At 71.7% G+C, this 20,657-nt stretch carries 18 protein-coding genes; 7 read left to right on the top strand and 11 right to left on the bottom strand.

Translation table 11 applies throughout. The annotated features are described in order from the left end of the window. Positions 1-256 precede the first annotated feature (256 nt). Positions 257-730 carry an SRPBCC family protein gene (locus ACLF3M_RS31495; RefSeq protein ID WP_430660984.1) on the top strand — a complete coding sequence of 158 codons (474 nt, stop codon included), beginning with the start codon at positions 257-259 and terminating at the stop codon, positions 728-730. A 5-nt stretch (positions 731-735) separates the two neighbouring features. On the opposite strand, the gene ACLF3M_RS31500 is transcribed toward ACLF3M_RS31495, so the two are convergent. The 10 genes from ACLF3M_RS31500 to ACLF3M_RS31545 form a co-directional block, all read right to left on the bottom strand. After that, positions 736-1,665, bottom strand: coding sequence for an alpha/beta fold hydrolase (locus ACLF3M_RS31500; RefSeq protein ID WP_430660985.1), 930 nt, complete (start codon positions 1,663-1,665; stop codon positions 736-738). Positions 1,666-1,827: 162 nt separating this feature from the next. Next, positions 1,828-3,561, bottom strand: a complete 1,734-nt coding sequence (locus tag ACLF3M_RS31505) for an ABC transporter ATP-binding protein/permease (RefSeq protein WP_430660986.1) — start codon at positions 3,559-3,561, stop codon at positions 1,828-1,830. A gap of 64 nt (positions 3,562-3,625) precedes the next feature. Further along, positions 3,626-4,069, bottom strand: a complete 444-nt coding sequence (locus ACLF3M_RS31510) for a DUF1499 domain-containing protein (protein ID WP_430660987.1) — start codon at positions 4,067-4,069, stop codon at positions 3,626-3,628. Continuing rightward, complete coding sequence (locus ACLF3M_RS31515; RefSeq protein ID WP_430660988.1) at positions 4,069-4,329, bottom strand: DUF3253 domain-containing protein; 261 nt, start codon at positions 4,327-4,329, stop codon at positions 4,069-4,071. The genes ACLF3M_RS31510 and ACLF3M_RS31515 overlap by 1 nt, the downstream gene beginning before the upstream one ends. Next, positions 4,326-4,880 (bottom strand): pyridoxamine 5'-phosphate oxidase family protein, encoded by a 555-nt coding sequence (locus ACLF3M_RS31520; RefSeq protein WP_430660989.1) that lies wholly within the window; start codon positions 4,878-4,880, stop codon positions 4,326-4,328. The genes ACLF3M_RS31515 and ACLF3M_RS31520 overlap by 4 nt, the downstream gene beginning before the upstream one ends. After that, a complete protein-coding gene (locus ACLF3M_RS31525; protein WP_430660990.1) occupies positions 4,877-5,842 on the bottom strand; it encodes an NAD(P)/FAD-dependent oxidoreductase in 966 nt (321 codons plus the stop codon). Before ACLF3M_RS31525 ends, ACLF3M_RS31520 begins: the two co-directional genes overlap by 4 nt. A gap of 57 nt (positions 5,843-5,899) precedes the next feature. Then, complete coding sequence (locus tag ACLF3M_RS31530; RefSeq protein ID WP_430660991.1) at positions 5,900-6,613, bottom strand: ABC transporter ATP-binding protein; 714 nt, start codon at positions 6,611-6,613, stop codon at positions 5,900-5,902. Beyond that, positions 6,606-7,382, bottom strand: coding sequence for an ABC transporter ATP-binding protein (locus tag ACLF3M_RS31535; protein WP_430660992.1), 777 nt, complete (start codon positions 7,380-7,382; stop codon positions 6,606-6,608). The genes ACLF3M_RS31530 and ACLF3M_RS31535 overlap by 8 nt, the downstream gene beginning before the upstream one ends. Beyond that, positions 7,379-9,232: an ABC transporter permease gene (locus tag ACLF3M_RS31540; protein ID WP_430661041.1), complete on the bottom strand. Its 1,854-nt coding sequence runs from the start codon at positions 9,230-9,232 to the stop codon at positions 7,379-7,381. The genes ACLF3M_RS31535 and ACLF3M_RS31540 overlap by 4 nt, the downstream gene beginning before the upstream one ends. Positions 9,233-9,441: 209 nt before the next feature. Beyond that, positions 9,442-10,659: an ABC transporter substrate-binding protein gene (locus tag ACLF3M_RS31545; protein ID WP_430660993.1), complete on the bottom strand. Its 1,218-nt coding sequence runs from the start codon at positions 10,657-10,659 to the stop codon at positions 9,442-9,444. A 187-nt stretch (positions 10,660-10,846) separates the two neighbouring features. Here ACLF3M_RS31545 and ACLF3M_RS31550 point away from each other — a divergent pair, with 187 nt between their 5' ends. Genes ACLF3M_RS31550 through ACLF3M_RS31570 form a run of 5 tightly spaced genes read left to right on the top strand, consistent with a single transcriptional unit; the run spans position 10,847 to position 18,114 of the window. Next, positions 10,847-12,493, top strand: a complete 1,647-nt coding sequence (locus tag ACLF3M_RS31550) for a hydantoinase B/oxoprolinase family protein (protein WP_430660994.1) — start codon at positions 10,847-10,849, stop codon at positions 12,491-12,493. Beyond that, positions 12,477-13,460, top strand: coding sequence for a Bug family tripartite tricarboxylate transporter substrate binding protein (locus ACLF3M_RS31555; RefSeq protein ID WP_430660995.1), 984 nt, complete (start codon positions 12,477-12,479; stop codon positions 13,458-13,460). Before ACLF3M_RS31550 ends, ACLF3M_RS31555 begins: the two co-directional genes overlap by 17 nt. After that, the gene (locus tag ACLF3M_RS31560) at positions 13,457-15,520 is read left to right on the top strand and encodes a hydantoinase/oxoprolinase family protein (RefSeq protein ID WP_430660996.1); all 2,064 of its coding nucleotides are present in this window, start codon (positions 13,457-13,459) and stop codon (positions 15,518-15,520) included. Before ACLF3M_RS31555 ends, ACLF3M_RS31560 begins: the two co-directional genes overlap by 4 nt. 6 nt (positions 15,521-15,526) lie before the next feature. Beyond that, the gene (locus ACLF3M_RS31565; RefSeq protein ID WP_430660997.1) at positions 15,527-16,456 is read left to right on the top strand and encodes a branched-chain amino acid transaminase; all 930 of its coding nucleotides are present in this window, start codon (positions 15,527-15,529) and stop codon (positions 16,454-16,456) included. Further along, positions 16,456-18,114, top strand: a complete 1,659-nt coding sequence (locus tag ACLF3M_RS31570) for a thiamine pyrophosphate-dependent enzyme (protein WP_430660998.1) — start codon at positions 16,456-16,458, stop codon at positions 18,112-18,114. The genes ACLF3M_RS31565 and ACLF3M_RS31570 overlap by 1 nt, the downstream gene beginning before the upstream one ends. Here the strand turns inward: ACLF3M_RS31570 and ACLF3M_RS31575 are convergent, their stop codons facing one another. Continuing rightward, positions 18,115-19,545, bottom strand: a complete 1,431-nt coding sequence (locus ACLF3M_RS31575) for an NAD(P)-binding domain-containing protein (RefSeq protein WP_430660999.1) — start codon at positions 19,543-19,545, stop codon at positions 18,115-18,117. Positions 19,546-19,724: 179 nt separating this feature from the next. Here ACLF3M_RS31575 and ACLF3M_RS31580 point away from each other — a divergent pair, with 179 nt between their 5' ends. Continuing rightward, a complete protein-coding gene (locus tag ACLF3M_RS31580; protein ID WP_430661000.1) occupies positions 19,725-20,657 on the top strand; it encodes a fatty acid desaturase in 933 nt (310 codons plus the stop codon).

Below are 20,657 nucleotides of genomic sequence, written 5' to 3' on the forward strand. Positions count from 1 at the left end.
ACGATTTTAGGCTTTTACGGTTTTAGCCTTTAGGCAGCACCCGGCGTCGGACAAATCGGATTTCCCGGGCAGGGGCGGTTGGCTGACCGGGCGCTCAGCGAAAGCGCGGGCCGGAACGGCCAGGGTTCGGATGACGGCCGGGCGGTCCGGCCCTGTCAAAGAGCGGCCAGGAACATAACGGCAACATCGCTGGCATGCCAGCACATTCCCGCGCCCCGGGCTGCCCTTCGCACCCTCCCGGGCCTAGGCTAAGCCCATGACCCCGCCCGGCTTCGACCCCTCCCGCGACCTGCTCTTCACCCGCGTCGTCGCGCTGACGCCCGAACAGCTCTGGCGCGGCTGGACCGAGCCCGCGCTGCTCAAGGAATGGTTCTGCCCGCGCCCCTGGCGCGTGACGGAGGCCGAGGTGGATCTGCGCCCCGGCGGCCGTTTCCGCACGCTGATGCAGGGCCCGAACGGCGAGCAGCACGACCACCGCGGCTGCTGGCTCGAACTCGTGCCGCACCGCCGCCTGACCTGGACCGACGCGCTGCTCGAGGATTTCCGGCCCGGCCCGAACCCCTTCGTCACCGCGACGCTGACGCTCGAGCCTGTCGCGGAGGGCACGCGATACGTCGCCTGGGTCCGCCACAAGGACGCTGCCGAGCGCGAGAAGCACGAGGCGATGGGGTTCCAGGAAGGCTGGGGCAAGGCGCTGGACCAGCTGGTGGAGCTGCTGGGCAAGGCCTGACGCGGTCAGCGCGCCGAGAGGAAGTCCGTCACCACCGCCGCCGACCGCGCGGGGTCCTCCTCCATCGGGACATGGCCGAGGCCCGGCAGGATGACGGTGCGGCGGTCGCGCAGCTCGCGTTCGTAATCCGCGGCGTGGGCCGCAGGGACCATGCGGTCCTGCTGGCCCCAGAGCAGCAGGACCGGGGCCTGGATGCGCCGCAGGAAGGGCTCGGGCCGCGCCAGCGCGTGGGTCGCCATCCGGTCTAGGATCGCCTGGCGCACGCCGGGCGCGAGCATCATGTCGCGGTAGCGCTCCAGCACGGCGTCGGTCAGCGCGGCCTGGTCCGCATAGGCCGGCGCGACGCCGCCGCGCAGCAGCGGCATGGGCAGCGTCCAGGGCAGGGCGCGCATCATCAGCGGCACGCCGGCGGGCCGGTCGTAGTCGAAGCCGGCGCTGGCGAAGCCGTCGGGGGCCATGAGGACGAGGCGCCTCACGCGGTCCGGCTTCTCCGCGGCGAAGCGCCAGGCCAGGCGGCCGCCCATGGACGAACCGATGACGTCGGCGCGCGGGACGGACAGCGTATCGAGCAGCCCGGCGAGGATCGCGACGGCGCGGGTGTCGCTGTAGTCGGCGCGCGGATCGGCGCCGGTCAGGCCGAAGCCCGGCAAGTCAAGGCGGATGACGCGGAAGCGGGCTTCCAGGATGCGCGCCCACTCGTCCCAGGTGTGCAGGGAGGAGCCGAAGCCGTGGAGGAGGAGGACAGCCTGCTCATCCCGAGGGCCGGTGTCGCGGATGTGGAGGCGGGTGCCCTCGACCTCCACGAAGCGGCTGGGCGGGGCGGCGTAGCGGGCCTCGAGCGCGGCGCGGGGCCTGTCGGGGGTGTAGAGGACGAAGGCCGCGGCGAGGAGCGCGACGAGGAGGGCGGCGGCGATCCAGGTGAGCACGCGGGTCACGGGGCGCGGAGGAAGACGGGGCGGCACGCCAGGATCGAGTGACGCGGCGCAAACCAGCTTCGCGACCCCCTCACCCAGCCCTCTCCCCCTTCCAGGGGGAGAGGGAAAAAGAATGAGCCGCTGCGTGCCAACAGGCAGGACTGGCGAACTTGCACCGGCCTGTCACGCCGTCGCCGCGAGGGGAACCAGCTTCCCGTCCGCCACCCGCACCCCCCTGTCATGGAAGCGGGCCACCGCCGGGCGATGCGCGATGGACAGGATCGCGGTGGCGGGCAGGCGTTCCTTCAGCAGCGTGTAGAGCCGCTCCTCGCCCTCGGGATCCATGCTGGCGGTCGCCTCATCCAGGAACAGGAAGTCGGGCTTGACCAGCAGGGCGCGCGCGACGGCCAGGCGCTGCTGCTCGCCGCCGGACAGCGCGCGGTCCCAGGCATCCTCCTCGTCGAGCCGTGCGACGAGCTGCGGCAGGTTCACCGCCTCCAGCGCCGCCCGGATCTCGGCGTCGGGGATCGCGGCGGCGTCGAGGGGATAGCAGACCGCGCGGCGCAGCGTGCCGAGCGGCAGGTAGGGACGCTGCGGCAGGAACAGCGCGCGCGCGCCGTCCGGGATGGTCACGCTGCCGCGGCCGAAGGGCCAGATGCCGGCGATGGCGCGGAACAGCGTGGACTTGCCGCTGCCCGAGGCGCCGGTGATCAGCACGGCCTCGCCCCTGGCGATGCGGAGCGACGCATCGGCCACCAGCACGCGGCCGCCGGGGACGGAGATCGTGACGTCGTGCAACTCCACCGCCTCGCCGCCGGGCTGCACGCGCACGCCGTCATCGCTGGCGCGCGCGGCTTCGATGGCGCGGCGGAAGGTCGTCAGTCGCTCCACCGTCGCGCGCCATTCCGTCAGGCGGGCGTAGTTGTCCACGAACCAGGACAGCGCGCCCTGCACCTGGCCGAAGGCGGAGCTCGTCTGGATGAGCCCGCCGAGCGGGATCTGGCCGCGGAAATAGGCGGGGGCGGCGACGACGATCGGGAAGATGGACGCGACCTGGCCGAAGCCCGAGGTGAAGAAGGTCAGCCGCTTGGTCGCGACCATGATCGCCCACCAGTTCTCCATCAGCGCGCGGAAGCGGGTGGTCAGCCCGCGCCGCTCGTCTTCCTCGCCGCCATAGAGCGCGACGCCCTCCACGTTGTCGCGAACGCGCATCAGGCCGTAGCGGAAATCCGCCTCGACCCGCTGCTGCAGGAAGTTCAGCCGGATCAACGGCCGGCCGATGAGATGCGCGAGCCAGGTGCCGATGACGGAATAGAGGACGGCGACCCAGACCATGTAGCCGGGGATGGAGACGCCGAGGATCTCGAGCGGGCCCGACAGCGACCACAGCACGAAGATGAAGGAGAACAGCGTGACGACGCTGTTCATCAGCCCGAGGCCGAGGGAGAGCGTGTCGTCCACGAACATGCGGATGTCCTCCGCGATGCGCTGGTCGGGGTTGTCGGTCGTGGGGTCGGTCAGCGCGATCCGGTAATACGCGCGGTCGGACAACCAATCCGAGAGGTAGCGTTCGGTGATCCAGCGGCGCCAGCGGATCTGCAGGGCCTGGCGGAGATAGAGCTGGTAGACCGCGATCAGGATGTAGATCGCGGCGACGATGCAGAAGCCGGGATACCAGGTGCCCTCGGCATCGCCGCCGAGCAGCAGCAGCGACCAGAAGGTGTCGCCGTCCTTGGCTTCGAGCGCGTTGTAGAAGGCGCGCTGCCAGTAGGTCAGCACGACGGTCATGCCGACCAGGCTCAGGTTCAGGACGACGACGGCGATGAGGATGGCGAGGCCGCGGCCGCGTTCCTCGGAGGTCCAGTAGGGCTTCGCGAGCTTCCAGGCATCGCCGAGGAAGGAGCCGAGACGGCGCATCGGATTGATCCTTCTTCTCCCTCCCCCGCTGTCGCGGGGGAGGGACGGGGAGGGGGCTTTGGACCTAGCGCGCCCTGGCGAGCGCCGCGTCGAAGGCCGCGCGCCAGGCCGCGACCCGCGCCGCGTTCACGCCCATGTCGGAATAGCCGATGAGGCTCCGCGAATAGAGGAACAGGCCGGACCCGCCGGGCAGCTCGACGATCTGGGCGTTGATCAGGTCCGGGAAGTTCATCCAGCGCGTCCGCGCGACCCATTGCGCCTGCCGGATCTCAGGCCATTCCGCCATCGTCCAGACGCGCTCCATGCCGTTGCCGAGCGTGCGCAGCACCGCCCACGCGGCATCGGGCGGGACCGGCAGGGGCGGGACGTTCTCGTGCCGCTCGGCCGTCGCGCCCGGCGGTGCGGCGAGATGCGCGTTGGGGGAGGACGGCAGGCGGAGCGTGGCGAAGTCGATCGGCGCGGCCGGCGGCAGCCCGCCGGTGCCGCGCGAGAACATCATCTCCAGCATCAGCCTTCCCCTTCCGCGATGCGCAGGCGGATGACGCCGCGGATCTCCGCGGCGGGGTCCACCGGCTTGCCCTTGCGCAGCACCTCGACGCGGCCCTGCTTCGCCAGGCGGATCGCGGCGGCGCGGACGGGGGACATCAGGCGGCGCCAGGCCTCCTCCTCCGGCGCCAGCGCGCGAGCGACCTCGGAGGGGCAGATGGACTTGCCGGCGCCGCGCGCGGCGACCTGGCGCAGGATCTCCTGCTCGATGGCGTCGGTCATGGCACCAGCCAGTCGGATCGCAGCGCGCCGGCGCGCCAGTCGAAGCGCGCGCGGCGATGGCCGTCATGCGCAAGCTCGAGCCAATCCATCACGTCGAAGACCATCGCGATCACCCGGAAATGCGGCCGCCCGGCCTCCGCATCGCGCGGGGCGGGGGGCGGTTCGGCGACCGGCGTGCCGGGGCCGGGCTCGATCGCGTAGCACATGCGGGAGAAGTCGCGGCTTGCCTGCCAGGCGGCCTCGGCGCGCTCGTCGCCCAGCACCTCGGCGGCGCCGGAGAGGCGGATCTGCAGCTTCGCGCCGGCGTCATAGAGGTGCAGCGCGCACCGGGGATCGCGCAGCAGCGCGACGACCTTGCCCGACCGCGCGTCACTGTGCAGGCGGATCGTCCGCGCCGCGGCGTCGAAGCCCCGCAGGACCAGGGTCCGGGCCTCCGGCGCGCCGTCCGGGCCGATGGTCGCGAAGGTCGGGGTGTGGAAGGCGTGGCGGCGATCCGCGACGCCGCGCGAGAGGCGCCGGAAGGCTTCGTCCAGGCAGTCCCGCGGCGTCATCGCGCCATCACGGCGCCGAGCGCGGCGCCGGACTGCACCGCCGCCTCGGCCCGCGCGGCGATGCACCAGTCGCCCGCCGCGCCGAGGCCGCGCGTCGGCTCCCACAGGCAGGGCGCGCCGAGCGGCGTCTCGACCAGGGCGTAGCGCCAGCGATGGGCGGCGGCGTAGAGCGGCGCCGTCAGGGGCGCGCCGGCCAGGGCGCCGAGCGCGTCGAGCAGCGCGGCCTGGGCCTGCTCGGGCCTGAGCTCGAGGTTCTCGCGCGACCAGGCGGGGCCGGCCTGCACGACCCAGCATTCCGTCGCATGGTCCCGGCCGGGCTTGGAGCTGTCGCGCGCGGCCCAGCCGACCGGGCCATCCTCGGGGCGCAGCGTGTCGGGCAGAGGCAGCCGGTCGGGGAAGGCCGCCATCAGCGTCCAGCACGGGGCGAAGCGCACCATCTCCAGCACGCGGCCGAGATGCGGGGCGGGGCGGGCCAGCAGCGCCGCGGCCTGCGCGGCGGGGATGGCGAGCGCCACGGCCTGGAAGGGGCCGGACTCCTGCGCGTCGTCCTCAGCGGTGCTGCCGGGGCGGCGAGCGGCGACGTGGCGCAGCATCCAGGCGCCGGGCCCGCCGGTCAGCGCCACGACCTCGCGGCCGAGGGCCATGTCCAGCCCCTCCGCCAAGCCACGGGCGATCGCCGACATGCGGGGCACGCCGACGCGCTTGCCCTGCTCCGGCCAGGCGCGCGCGCCGGCGGCATCGAGCGTCGCCGCGAACAGCGGCCCGCGGGCGGTCAGGTACTGCGCGCCGTGGTCGAAGCTGAAGGCGCGCCCGTCCTGCTCGACGCGGCGGGTCGCGAGCCGCCCGCCGGGCGAGCGGCCCTTGTCGAGCAGGCTGACCTCGGTCCCATGGGCGGCGAGCGTCCTGGCGCAGGCCAGGCCGGCGAGCCCGGCACCCACGATGGCGACGCGCTGGAGCGGCATGGCCCCTGTATGGGGCCTCGCGGCCCGGCCGGGAAGCTTGCCGCCGCGGCCCGGCAATCAGACCGTAAGGTAGGCCTCGCGGACCGCTTCGTCCGCCTCCAGCGCGGCCATCGTGCCTTCGAAGCGGATCTCGCCGCGTTCGATGACATGGGCGCGGTCGGCGACGGCGGCGGCGAAATCCAGGTTCTGCTCGGACAGCAGCACGGCGATGCCCTGTTCCTTCATGCGCAGCACGGCGTCGGCCATCTGCTCCACGATGACCGGCGCCAGGCCCTCGGACGGTTCGTCCAGCAGCACGGCGTCGGGGTTGCCCATCAGGGTGCGGGCGATGGCGAGCATCTGCTGCTCGCCGCCCGACATGGCGCTGGCGCGGCGGCCGCGCATCTCGGCGAGGTTGGGGAAGACGGCAAACAGGCGCTCCGGCGTCCAGGGCTCGCGGCCGGGTCCCGCGGGCCGGCGGCCGACCTCGAGGTTCTCGAAGACCGTGAGGTCGGTGAAGATGCGCCGGTCCTCCGGCACATAGCCGAGGCCCGAGCGGGCGATGCGGAAGGGCGGGCGATTGGCGATGTCCCGGCCGTGGAGGCGGATGCGCCCCGCGCGGGCCGGCAGCAGGCCCATGATGGCCTTGAGCGTGGTGGACTTGCCCGCGCCGTTGCGGCCGATCAGCGCCGCGACCTCGCCCGGGTCCAGCGTCAGCGAGACGCCGAACAGCACCTCGGCGGGGCCGTAGCCCGCGCGGAGGTTCTCGACTTGGAGCAGGGGATCAGCCATGCCGGCGGGCCCTGAGGGCGGCGCGGAGGCCGGTGGTGCCGAGATAGACGCGGCGCACCTCCTCGTCGGCGCGGACCTGTTCGGGCGTTCCCTGCGCGATGATGCTGCCTCGGACGAGGACCAGGATGCGGTCGGCATGGGCGAAGACCGCGTCCATGTCGTGCTCGGTGAAGAGCACGCCGATCCCCGCGTCGCGCGCGATGGCGGCGGCGAGGCGCATCAGGGCGGCGCGCTCGCGCGGGGCCATGCCGGCGGTCGGCTCGTCCATCAGCAGCAGGCGCGGGGAGGCCGCGAGCGCGATGGCGAGCTCGACGCGCTTGACGTCGCCATAGGCGAGCTCCCCGATCGGGCGGTCGGCGGCGCCGTCCATGCCGACGCGGGCAAGCAGGGCCAGCGCGTCGGCGCGATGCATCGCGGCGGCGTCGGCGGTGACGTTGCGGGTCTGACCGTGGCGCGCGATCAGCGCCATCTGGACGTTCCCGGCGACCGAGAAGGACAAGAAGGTCTGCGCGACCTGGAAGGTGCGCCCGACGCCGAGGCGGCAGACCTGGCGCGGCGGGCGCCCCGTGATGTCCTGGCCGTCGAGCACGACGCGGCCGGCATCGGGGCGGAGCTGGCCGCCCACCATGTTGAAGACCGTGGACTTGCCCGCGCCGTTCGGGCCGATGATGGCCAGCATCTCGCCCGCGGCGAGCGCGAAGGAGACGTCGCGCGCGGCCACGACGCCGCCGAAGCTCTTGCGTAGGCCCTCCGCCGCCAGCAGCGTCATGCGCGGCCCCGGAGCTGCGCGACGGCGCCGCCGATCCCGCGCGGGAAGAGCAGCACCAGCGCGATGATCGAGGCGCCGAGGAAGAAGCGCCAGCTGTCGGTCAGCGGCATGAAGACATCCTTGATCGCGTGCAGGGCCGCGGCCCCCGCGGCCGGCCCCATCACGGTCTGGATGCCGCCGAGCAGGATCATCGCCAGCATGTCCACCGACATCGCGATGCCGAGCAGCCCCGGGTCTATCGAGCCCTTGGAGAAGGCGTAGAGCCCGCCCGCCAGCCCCGCCGCGGCGCCCGCCAGCGTGAAGCCGAGCCAGCGATGCGTGCGGACATCGACGCCGATCGCATCCGCGCGCTGTTCGGAATCGCGCGCCGCGCGCAGTGTCGCGCCGAAGGGCGCGAGGATCACGCGCCGCAGCGCCAGGATCGCGCCGATGCAGCAGGAAGCGACGAGGTAGATGTAGACCTCCCTCGGGCGGGCCCAGTCGCTCGGCCAGACGCCGACCACGCCGTTGTCGCCGCCGGTGACCTCGACCCATTGGAAGCAGACGGCATAGGCGATCTGCGCGAAGGCGAGGGTGAGCATCGCGAGGTAGATGCCGGAGAGCCGCACGACGAAGAAGCCGAAGATCGCGGCGAAGAGACCGCCGGCCAGCGGCGCGGCGAGCAGCGCGGGCTCCATCGCGAACCCACCCTTCGTTGCCAGCAGCCCCGCGGCATAGGCGCCGAGGCCGAAATAGGCGGCGTGGCCGAAGCTGACGATCCCGCCGACGCCGACCAGGAAGTTCAGGGAGCAGGCGGCGAGCGCGAAGATCAGCATCTCCGTCACCACCTTCACCGTGTAGGCGCCGCCGAAGACCGGCACGGCCAGCACCGCCGCGACCGCGATGGCGGCCAGCACGCGGTCCGGCCGCGACCACGGGCGGGGATGCAGGATGCCCTCGGGCAGGGCGGCGCGGCCGGCGGCGGCCTCGGGCCGGCCGAGCAGCCCCCAGGGCTTCACCACCAGCACGGCCGCCATCAGCAGGAAGACCAGCACCAGCGTGACCTTGGGGAAGACCAGCACGCCGAAGGCCTGCAGCAGCCCGATCAGCAGCGCCGCCAGGAACGCCCCCGTCACGCTGCCCATGCCGCCGACGACGGTGACGACGAAGACCTCCGCGATGATGGCGATGTCCATCTGGGAGGAGGCGGAGACGCGCGGGATCTGCAGCGCGCCGCCGAGCCCCGCGAGGAAGGCGCCGAGGAAGAGCGTGCCGGTGAAGAGCATCGCCTGGTTGACGCCGAGCGCGCCGACCATCTCGCGGTCGCGCGTCGCGGCCCGGACCAGCACGCCGAACCGCGTGCGGTGCATCAGCAGCCAGAGCAGCCCGAGCACGACCGGGCCGACGCCGATCAGGAAGAGCTCATAGGCGGGGAAGCGCTCGCCCAGGATTTCCACACCGTGGCGCAGGCCGGGCGCGCGGGGGCCGGGGATGTCGAGCGGGCCCCAGACCCGGATCACCGCGTCCTGCAGGATCAGCACGACGCCGAAGGTGGCGAGTAGCTGGAACAGCTCCGGCACGCGATAGAGACGGCGCAGCAGCAGGACCTCCATCACCACGCCGAGCAGACCGACCGCGACCGCGCTGGCCAGCACGCCTGCGAAGAACAGCAGGGGCGAGCGGTCGAGCTCGAGGAACCAGGGCACGATGGTGACCGCGATGTAGGCGCCGAGCATGGTGAAGGAGCCATGCGCGAAGTTGACGATGCGCGTGACGCCGAAGACCAGCGTCAGGCCCGAGGCGATGACGAAGAGCGAGGAGGCGCTGGCCAGGCCGGAAAGGGCCTGGATGACGAGGAAGGCGGGGTCCAGGGGGAGGGCCCTTGGTGGTTCTGCGGCGGGAGTTCCGTTTGCCCCCTTCCCGCCGGGCTCCGCAAGCCAGGCGGCCGTGGCGGTGCGGCGGTTCCTGTCATGACAGCGCGCGCTTGCTGCTGGCGGCGCCCCTTCTTGCCCTCTCCCGCCCAGGCGGGAGAGGGTAAATTCTCGTGCGGGGGAGGGAGAAAGAAACGGAGAGGGGCGCGTCAGGCGTTCGGACGCGCGGCGCGGACCTCGGATTCGGGGAACATCACCGTCGCGCCGTCAACGTAGCGGATGTTGCGCATCGCGCCCTGGCGGCCGCGCAGCGTCGTCTCGCCGACCCAGGTGCCCATCGTGCCCTGGTGATCGAGTCCGCGCATCACGACGTCGCCAATGATCGTCTCCGTCTTCAGGTCGCGCAGCGCCTCCACCAGCGCCTCGCTGTCCGCGCTGTTCGCCCTGTTCATCAGGTTCGCCAGCACCTGCACCGTGACATGGCCGAGCAGGCTGCCCATGCGCGGCGTCTCGTTGACGCGGGCGCGATAGGCCTCGACGAAGGCGCGGTGGGCGGCGCCCTCGACCTGGTCCCAAGGGTAGCCCGTGACGATCCAGCCTTCCGGCGTCTCGTCCGCGAGCGGGATCAGGTATTCCGGCTCGCCGGTCAGGACCGACAGCACCAACCGGCGCTCGAAGAGGCCGCGCGTGTTGCCCTCGCGCACGAAGGCGGTCAGGTCGGGGCCGAAGAGCACGTTGAAGATCGCGTCGGGCCGCGCCTGGGCCAGCGCGCCGACGGTGGCCCCGGCATCCACGCGGCCGAGCGCGGGATACTGCTCCGCCACGATCTCGGCGCCGGGGATGGCGGCCGTGATCAGGCGCTTGAAGTTGGCCGCCGCGGACTGGCCGTACTCGTAGTTCGGCGCGACGATTGCCCAGCGCCGCTGCGTGCGGCCGCGCGCGGCTTCCACCAGCATGCGGGTCTGCATGTGCGTCCCCGGCCGCAGCCGCCAGGTGTAGCGATTGCCCTGCTGCATGGTGAGCGCGTCGGTCAGCGGCTCCGTCGCGAAGAACAGGCGCTTGCGCTGGTTCGCGAAGTCGGCGACGGCCAGGCCGACGTTGGAGAGATAGGTGCCGGCGATGAAGGCGCAGTTCTCCCGCGTCAGCAGGTCCTCGGCAACGCGTACGGCATCGCCCGGGGTCGAGCCGTCGTCGCGGAAGACGAATTCCAGCGGCCTGCCGCCCATCACGCCGCCGGCGCGGTTGATCTGCTCGGCGGCCAGCTGCATGGCGTTGCGGTAGGGGCCGGTGAAGGCCGCCATCCGGGCATACGAGTTTAGCTCTCCGATGCGGACCGGCGTTCCCTGGGCCCGTGCCGGTCGGAGGCCGGTCAGCGCGGCGGCGGCCAGCCCGCCGGCAAGTATCCGGCGCGGAAGCGTGAGTGACATCGTTGCGGTCCCTGCGGCTCCTCGGGGCGTCCCTCGTTGCGGGACTGCCTCGGATAGAGATGGGGCACCCCTTCCGGCTGCGCCAGCCCCCTGCCATGCTCGCAGGCATGACATTCATTCATGGCACGGAGCGGCTGTTCACAGTGAGTTCTCTGGCGACAGGCTCCGTGACGACAGGATCCGCGGCATGACAAGGGCCGCCGGCTTCGACGCCGTCTCGCTCCAGATCCTCTGGAGCCGGCTGATCTCCATCGCGGACGAGGCGGCGGCGGCGCTGCTCAGGACCTCCTTCTCCACCATCGTGCGGGAGTCCAACGACTTCGCGACGGTGCTGATGGATGCGACGGGGGCGAGCCTGGCGGAGAACTCCATCGGCATCCCGAGCTTCGTCGGCCTGCTGCCGCGCACCTTGCAACATATGCTTGAGGAGATGCCGGCGGAGACGCTCAGGCCCGGCGACGTGATGATCACCAACGACGCCTGGATGGCGACGGGGCATCAGCTCGACGTGACCACGGTCTCGCCGATCTTCCGCAAGGGAAGGCTGGTGGGCTTCGCCGGCGCGACGTCGCATGTGCCCGACATCGGCGGCGTGCTGTGGTCCGCCGACTGCAGCGAAGTCTACGAGGAAGGCCTGCGCATCCTGCCGACGAAGCTGATGATCGAAGGGCGGGAGAACAGGGAACTGGTGCGGCTGATCCGCGGCAATGTCCGCGTCGCCGACCAGGTCTTGGGCGACATCGCGGCGCAGGTGAACGCGCAGGCGGTCTGCGCGAAGCGGCTTTCCGAGTTTCTCGACGACACCGGGCTCGAGGACCTGACGGAGCTTTCGGCCGTCCTGCAGGCCCGCGCCGATGCCGCGATGCGCAAGGCGATCGCCGCGCTGCCCGACGGGACCTGGCGGCATGTCGTGAAGGCCGATGGCTACGAGGACGCCGAGACCACCATCGCCTGCACCGTCACCAAGACCGGCGACCGCATGGTGGTGGACTACGACGGCACATCCCCGCAGATCGCGCGCGGGCTGAACTGCGTCATGAACTACACCTATGCGTACACGGTCTATCCCCTGAAATGCGCGCTCGACCCCGAGACGCCGCGCAACGAGGGCACCTACCGCGCAATCGAGGTGAAAGCGCCGGAAGGCAGCATCCTGAACTGCCGCTATCCCGCGGCGGTGAATGCGCGGCACCTGACCGGCCTGTTCTTGTCCGGCGCGATCTACGGGTGCCTCGCGCAGGTCGTGCCGGAGAAGGTGATCGCGGACAGCGCGTCCCCGGCGCCGCGGCCGGTCACCACCGGCATGGCGCGCGGCGAGCGCTTCAGCCAGGTGCTGTTCGGCTCCGGCGGGATGGGCGCCGGCATGGGGCGCGACGGGCTGAACGCGGTGGCGTTTCCGACGAATTCCGGGTCGGGATCGATCGAGGCCTTCGAGGCCGGCGCGCCCGTCCTGGTCTGGCGCAAGGACCTGATCCCCGACAGCGGGGGCCCAGGCCAGTGGCGTGGCGGACTCGGGCAGGAAGTCGAGCTCGAGGTGATGACGGAGGAGCCGGTGCGGCTCTCGCTGATCGCCGATCGCATGAAGCATCCTGCGGGGGGCCTGGCCGGCGGCGGTTTCGGGCTGCCGGCGAAGGTGGTGAAGGGGGACGGCACGCATCCCCATCCCAAGGGGCGGTCCACGCTGCTGCCCGGAGAGCGGCTGGTGATGCACTACGGCGGCGGCGGCGGCTTCGGCGATCCGCATGCGCGGGATCCCGCCGCGGTCGAGCGCGACATAGAGAACGGCTATGTGACGGCCGAAGGGAGGAAACGCGATTATGGACAAGGTGGCTGATCGATTGCGCGTCACCCGTCGCGCGGTGGTCGCGGCTGGGCTGACGGTTCCTGCCATCGCGCGCGCGCAGTCGCGCACGGTGCGGCTGATCGTGCCCTTCGCGCCCGGCGGCGGATCGGACGTGCTGGCGCGGCTGATGGCGCCGTCGTTCGGCAACGAGCTCGGCGCCGGCGTCGTCGTGGAGAACCGCGCCGGCGCCGGCAGCCAGATCGGCGCGGAGGCCGTGATGCGCAGCCCGCCGGACGGCACGACGCTGCTGTTTGGCGACACGCCGCTGGCGACCATCCCGGCCCTGCAGGCCGCCGCCGGACGGCCGATCCCCTTCGAGGCCGCGCGCGACTTCGCGCCGGTCACCGCGGTGGCCGCGGCGCCGGCGATCCTGGTGGTGGCGGCGAATGCGCCGTGGCGCGACCTGAAAGCGTTCCTCGATGATGCGCGGGCCCGGCCGGGCGCGTTGAACGTGGCGTCCGGCGGGGTCGCGAGTTCCACGCACCTCATGATCGAGCTGCTGCGGCTGCGCGCGGGGGTGCAGATCACGCATGTGCCTTATCGCGGCGCCGGCGCGGCGCTGCAGGACCTGGTCGCGGGCAATGTCCAGGCATCCGTGCAGGCGATGGCGACGGGCGGGCAGGTGGTGTCCAGCGGGCAGGTGCGCGTGATCGGCGTCGCGGCCGAACGCCGCATCCCGGAACTGCCGGACGCGCCGACCTTGCGCGAGCAGGGCGTGGATCTGCTGGCGTCCTTCTGGTGGGGCATCCTCGGCCCGAAGGGCATGCCCGATGACCTGGTGGACCGGACGTATCGCGCGGCACAGGCGGCGATGGGCAGCGAGGCCGTGACCGCGCGGCTGCCGAGCCTGGGGCTGGAGCGGCTGCAGCTCGGGCCCGCCGATTTCACGCGGTTCCTCGCTGCCGAGACCGCGCGCTGGCGCGAGGTGGTGCAGACCGCGGGGATCAAGCCGGAGTGAGTTCTTTGCGCATCGGCGTGGATGTCGGGGGGACGTTCACGGATTTCGTGCTGGTGGATGAGGCGCGCGGCCGCGTGCTGACGGGCAAGCGGCTGACGACGCCGGAGGACCCCGGCCGCGCGATCCTGGACGGCATCACCAGGCTGCTGGACGAGGCGGCAGCGTCGATCGGCGATGTCCGCCAGGTCGTGCACGGGACGACGCTGGTCACCAATACCGTCATCGAGCGCAAGGGCGCGCGCATCGGCCTGATCACGACGCGCGGCTTCCGGGACAACCTCGAGATGGGCCGCGAGATGCGCTACGACCTCTATGACCTCGCGCTCGAGAAGCCGGAGCCGCTGGTGCCGCGGCCTCGCCGGCACGTCGTGACGGAGCGGCTGGACGCGTCGGGGCGCGTGCTGCGACAGCTGGACGAGGCGGAGGTGCGGGACGCCGCGCGCGCGCTGAAGGCGCAGGGCGTGGAGGCCGTGGCGGTCTGCCTGCTGCATAGCTACCTCGACCCCGCGCATGAACGCCGCGTCGGCGCGATCCTGGCGGAGGAACTGCCTGACGTGCCGGTCACGCTGTCCTCCGACGTCGCGCCGGATATCCGTGAATACGACCGCGCCAACACCGCCTGCGTAAACGCCTATGTGCAGCCGCTGATGGACCGCTACCTCGCGAAGCTGGAGGGCGAGTTGCGGCGGCGCGGGCTGGCGGGGCCGCTGCACCTCATGCTGTCGGCGGGCGGCATCGCAACGGTGCGGCATGCGCGGGCGAACCCGGTGCAGCTGATCGAGAGCGGGCCCGCGGCCGGTGCGATGGCGGCGATGCATGTCGGCGCGGCCTGCGGGCTGAGCGAGATGATCAGCTTCGACATGGGCGGCACCACCGCGAAGATGTGCCTGATCGAGGGCGGCGAGGCGGAGCATGCCTCCACCTTCGAAGCCGCGCGCGTCAGGCGTTTCAAGAAGGGATCGGGGCTGCCGCTGAAGGTGCCGGTGATCGACCTCATCGAGATCGGCGCCGGCGGCGGATCCATCGCCGCGATGAACGCGATGGGGCTGCTGACGGTCGGGCCGGAAAGCGCGGGCAGCGTGCCGGGCCCGGTCTGCTACGGGCGTGGCGGGGCGCGGCCGACGGTCACCGATGCGGACCTGCTGCTGGGGTATCTCTCGCCCGACTACTTCCTGGGCGGCGAGATGGGGCTGGATCGCGCGGCGGTGGAACGCGCCGTGCAGGAGACGCTGGCGGGGCCGCTCGGCATGTCGGTGCTGGAGGTCGCCGCCGGCATCCATGCCGTGGTGAACGAGAACATGGCGGCCGCGACACGCATGTACATCGCGGAGAAGGGCAGGGACCCCCGGCGCTACGCGCTGCTCGCCTTCGGCGGGGCGGGGCCCGTCCATGCCTACGGGCTGGCGAAGCTGCTGAAGCTGTCGCGCATCGTGGTGCCGGCCGGCGCCGGCGTGGCCTCCGCGCTCGGTTTCCTCGTCGCGGCGCCGGCGATCGACCTGGTGCGCAGCGGCATCCGGCGGCTGTCGAACGTGGACTGGGCGGAGGTCTCGCGGCATTTCGCGGCGATGGAGGCGGAAGCACGCGCGCTGCTGGTGGAGACCGGCGCGGCCGAGGGCGACGTGGCCTTCCGCCGTACCGCCGACATGCGCTTCGTCGGCCAGGGCTTCGACATCCCGGTGCCCCTGCCCGACACGCTGGACGCGGACAGCGTGCAGGCCGCCTTCACGGAGGCCTACCAGCGGCTTTTCGACCGGCGCATCGAGGGCCTGCCGAGCGAGGTCCTGTCCTGGCGCCTGCATGCAACGGCGAGTCGCCCCCAGGTGCCGGCGACGCTCGGCGCCAGCATCGGCGGCGATCCGCGCAAGGGGACGCGCCAGGCCTGGTTCGCGCAGACCGGCCTGGTGGAGACCGCGGTGTACGACCGCTACCGCCTGGCGCCCGATGTGGTGCTGCACGGCCCCGCGGTGGTCGAGGAACGCGAATCCACGACCGTGATCGGGCCGGACAGCCGCTTCACGCTCGACCCCCACGGCAACCTCGTCATCGACATCGAGGGCTGATCAGAGATGTCCAAATCCGCGCCCTTCGTCTGGCTCGACGGCAAGCTGGTGCCCTGGGCCGAGGCGACGATCCATGTCGCGACAGAGGCCGTGCTGCGCGGCGAGAACGTCTTCGAGGGCATCCGCGCCTACTGGTCTGAGAAGCACCAGCAGCTCTTCGCCTTCCGCCACGCCGACCACATCGCGCGGCTGCGGCAGGGGGCGAAGATCATGCGGATGTGGATCCCCTATACCGACGCGGAGATCGAGGCGGCGTCGCTGGATCTCCTGCGCGCCTGCGGCTACCGGGGACAGGTGCATTACCGCCCGGTCGCCTATTTCGACTTCGGGAACCTCACGGACTACCTGCCGGACGAGATCCGCACGGGCTTCTTCATCCTGGCCTTCGAGATGCCGACGACGAAGTCGGTGAGGGAGGGGATCAGGTCCTGCGTCTCGACCTGGCGGCGCAATTCCGACCTGGCCTCGCCGTCGCGCGTGAAGGCGGGTTCGAACTACCACAACTCGCGCCTCGCCTATGTCGAGGCGCGGCTGAACGGCTTCGGCGTACCGGTAATGCTGAACGCCGCGGGGAAGGTGGCGGAAGGGCCTGGCTCCTGCTTCATGATGGTGCGCAAGGGCCAGCTCATCACGCCACCCATCACCGCCGACATCCTGGAGAGCATCACGCGGGAGACGCTGATCGAGCTCGCGCGCAACGAGCTCGGGCTCCCGGTCGTCGAACGCGACATAGACCGCAGCGAGCTCTACATCTGCGACGAGGCCTTCTTCTGCGGCAGCGGGCACGAGGTGACGCCGGTCAACTCGATCGACCACTACGACGTCGGCGAGGGCAGGCCCGGTCCGATCACGAGGCGCATCCAGCAGCTCTATTTCGACGTGGTGGAGGGCGACGTGCCGAAGTACCGGCACTGGCTGACGCCGGTCTACGCGTGATGGGCCGCTCTGTCGGGCGGCTCGTCGCCGAGAGCCTCATCGCGCATGGCGCCGATCTCATCTACTGCGTGCCGGGCGAGAGCTTCCTCGGCCTGACGGATGCGATGACGGATTTTCCCGAGTTGCGCCTGGTGGTCTGCCGGCACGAAGGGGGCGCGAGCTACATGGCGGTCGCCGATGGCCGGCTACGGCGTCGCGCGGGGCTGTGCCTGGTCTCGCGCGGGCCTGGGGTGGCGAACGCCATGATCGGGCTGCACACCGCCTTCCACGACGCCGTGCCGATGATCCTGCTGGTCGGGCAGATCGAGCGGCGCGACAGGGGGCGCGGCGCGCTGCAGGAACAGAACTACACGAAGCTGCTCGGCGACGTGAGCAAGGCGGTGATCGAGGTGGACCTGGCCTCGCAGGCCAGCGAGGCGATTGCGCGGGCCTATCACCTCGCGGAATCCGGCACGCCCGGGCCGGTCGCGGTGATCCTGCCGGAGGATTTGCTGGACGATCCCGCGGACGACCTGCCGGTCGCGAAGCCGCGGCCGCTTGCGGTGCCGCAGCCCTCGGAGGCGCAGCTCTCCGAGTTCGCGGCGCTGCTGGCGACGGCGCATCGTCCGCTGGTGCTGGCGGGCAGCGCAATGGACGGCGCGCCGGAACGGCTGGACGCGCTGCGGCGCTTTGCCGAGGAATGGATGCTGCCGGTCGCGCCGACGCATCGCTGGCCGCATTTGTTCGACGCGCGGCACCCGCACTACGCCGGCTATGTCGGCAACCGCGTGCAGGCGAAGCTGATGGAGGTGATGCGCACGGCCGACCTGGTGGTGGCGCTGGGCGAACGGCTCGGCGACGTCGTCAGCCAGTCCTTCACCTTCCCCGCGGCGCCGGATCCCGAGGTGCGGCTGGCGCATGTCTGGCCCGATCCGTCGGAGCTCAACCGCGTCTTCCGCGCGGACCTGCCGATAGCCGCCGATCCCTATGCGGTGGTGCAGGGGCTGCTGGAGTCCGGCGCCGCCTTCGCCATGCCGGGCCGCGCGGCATGGATCGCGTCGCTGAACGCCATCCATCGCGAACTGACCGCGCCGAGGCACGAGCCCGCGCCGGACGGCGTGAACTTCGCGGCCGTCTGCATCGCGCTGGCCGAACGCATGGCGCGCGACGCCGTGCTGACGACGGATGCCGGGAACTTCACCTCCTTCGTCCATCGCCACATTCCCTTCGGCCCATCCAACGTCTTCCTGGGCTCGGCGGTCGGCGGGATGGGGGCAGCGGTGCCGATGGCGGTCGCGGCGACGCTGCGTCATCCCGGCCGCCAGGCCATCGCGGTGGTCGGCGACGGCGGCGCGCTGATGACGGGCAACGAGATCGCGACCGCGATGCGCCACGGCACGGCGCCGGTGATCGTCGTCGCGGACAACCGCACCTATGGCTCGATCGGGATGCATCACTCCAACCGCTATCCCGGCCGCCCGGTCGCGGCGGCGGCGGACCTGGTCAACCCCGACTTCGCGGCCTGGGCGCGCGCCTTCGGTGCCGAGGGCCACACGATCAGGGACGAAGCGGACATCGCGCCCGTGCTGGACGCCGCGCTGGCGCCGAAGGGCGTGCCGAGCGTGGTGCATGTCCACGCCTCGGCGCTGCAGGTGACGGCCTGGCGGCGGACGGCATAGCTACTCCGCCGCCAGCCTCGCGGGATCGAGCTCGGCGATCCTGACGTCGTAGCGGCGGTAGTCGTCCCAGAGGCGCGGAAGGTCGGCGCGGAACAGGCCCTGCACGATGCCCTGCGCCAGGCGCGGCACGGCGTAGATCATGGCGTTGATCGAGGCGCCGGCCGGGCCGAAGCTCATCGTCGTCGCGATCCCGAAGAGGTGGATGTCGCGGATCCAGGGCGTCGTGCCCACGACGCGTTCCTCGAAGGCATAGTCGGGTGCGAGATAGGGGAAGGCGCCGAGGCGTTCGTCGGCCTCCTCGGCCGGCGGGGCGTAGCGGTCGGACCACCGCGCGATGTTGTCGTGGAAGGCGGCCAGCGCCGGCACCGCGGCGTAGTCCATGCGCATGCCGGTGCCGCAGATCAGGAAGTCCGCGGGGAACTCGCCGCGGGGCGTCGCCAGCACGACGCGCCCGTCCTCGATCCGCGTGCCGGTCCAGGGGCGGCCGGTGTGCATCGTAAATCCGGCATGCTGCGCGCAGCGGTTCCAGGTGTCCTGCGGGAAGGCCTCTCGCAGGCCCAGCACATGCGCCATGAAGCGCCAGCGCCATTCGTCCGGCATCGCGTGCAGCGCCGAGAGGAAGCCCGAGAAGGTCAGCCAGCGATAGGGCTGCACCAGCTGCGGCTCCGCGCGGCGGCAGAACAGGTGGACCTCCGCCGCGCCGTGCTCGAGCGCCGTCGCCGCGTTGTCGAAGGCGGACGCCCCGGCGCCGAGCACCGCCACGACCTTGTCTCGCAAGGCGGCAAAGTCGATGGGATCGGCGGCATGGGCGCGGAAGGCCGCGGGAAGCGCGGCCACGAAGTCCGGCATCCACCAGCGCCCCGCATCCTCCTGCCCCGTGGCAAGCACGACCTTGCGCGCCAGCATCGGGCCCACGGATGTCTCGACCCTCAGGCAGGGCAGGCCGTCATCGGTGCGCGCGGGTTCGATCCGCCCGGCCTCGACGCTGTTCCTCACCGGCACGCCGGTGACGCGGCGGAACCACAGGAGGTAGTCGTTCCAGAGTTCCTTCGGGATCAGCGTCAGCTTCTCCCACGCCGCGGCGCCGAAGCGCGCCTCGTGCCAGGCCTGGTAGGTCAGCGACGGCACGCCGAGGTCCGGGCCCGACTGATCCTTCCAGCTCCGCAGGTTGGGCATGCGGGCATAGGTGAGCCAGGGGCCTTCCCTGCCCTCCGCCGCGCGGTCCACGACCAGGATGTTGCGCACCTTCTCCCGCAGCAGCGCGAAGCCCGTGACCACGCCGCATTGCCCGGCGCCGATGATCAGCACGTCCAGCACCGGCGCGCCGCCGCACGTCTTCGGCTGCAGCCATTCCATGCGGGGATGCGCGATCAGCGCGAGGTCGCGCGCGACATCGGCTTCCAGCTCGGCCAGGGTGCGTGGCGCGGGCAAGGCGGGTCTCCGGATGTTCCGCCGCAATGTAGGGGGATTCCGCAGGCGCGCCATGCCATGCGCGCTGCCGCGCAAACCGGCACGGGCTGCACCGGGCAGACGCAGCCGCGTCGCGGCCGGCCCTGCGCTGGCGCGCCGTGGCCCTTGCCAGCGTCCCGGCCGTCTTGCGACAGTCGCGCATGTCCAGCGAGTTGCCCCGCGCCGCCGCCCTGGCGCCGTCCCCGGTCTGGTGGCGGCGGTGGGAGCTGCCGACCTGGGGCGTCGCCGCCGCGATCTACCTCGCCTGGTTCCTGCTGGTCTGGTTTCATGCGTGGATCCCCTGGCCGCTGCTGATGCTGCTCGGGGGGTATGTGCTGGCCTGGCATTTCTCCCTCCAGCACGAGGCGATCCATGGCTGGCGCAGCATCCCGCGCTGGCTGCGCACCGCGGTGGCCTGGCCGCCGATCGGGGGCTGGTGGCCGTTCGAGCTCTACAAGCGCAGTCACACCATGCATCACCGCAACACCGTGCTCACCTATCCCGGCGAGGACACGGAGACGCAGTACCATCGGCGGGAGGACTGGTCGCGCTACTCCCGCGTCTGGCGCGCGGTGCTGCTGGCGAACCAGACGCTGCTCGGGCGGCTGGTGCTCGGGCCCTTCATCCGGCTGCGAAAGCTGGCCATCGTGGAATACGGCAAGCTCGAGCGCGGGAACTACAGCGACGTGCCGGCCTGGCTGCGCTTCTTCGCGGGCCTCGCGGTCATCCTGGCCTTCGTGAAGTTTGTCTGCGGCATGCCGGTCTGGCAGTACTACCTGTTCCTCGTGCTGCCCGGCATGTCGCTCAGCCTGCTCCGGGCCTTCATCGAGCATCGCTGGGGGCCGAGTCCGGGCGAGCGAACCGCCAGCGTCGAGAGCAACTGGGTCTTCGGGCTGCTCTTCCTCTGGAACAACCTGCACATCGTGCATCACCTCTATCCCCAGATGCCCTGGTTCGAGATCCCCGGCTTCTGGCGGCGCAACCGCGCGGCGCTGCTGGCCCATAACGGCCACTTCGTCTTCCGCGGCTACTGGGAGATCGCGCGGCAATGGCTGCTGCGCCCGGTCTTCGTGCCGGCCCATCCGGCGCGCTGA

It is taken from the genome of Falsiroseomonas sp. HW251 (assembly GCF_050563545.1).
In the GTDB taxonomy this organism is placed as follows: domain Bacteria; phylum Pseudomonadota; class Alphaproteobacteria; order Acetobacterales; family Acetobacteraceae; genus Falsiroseomonas.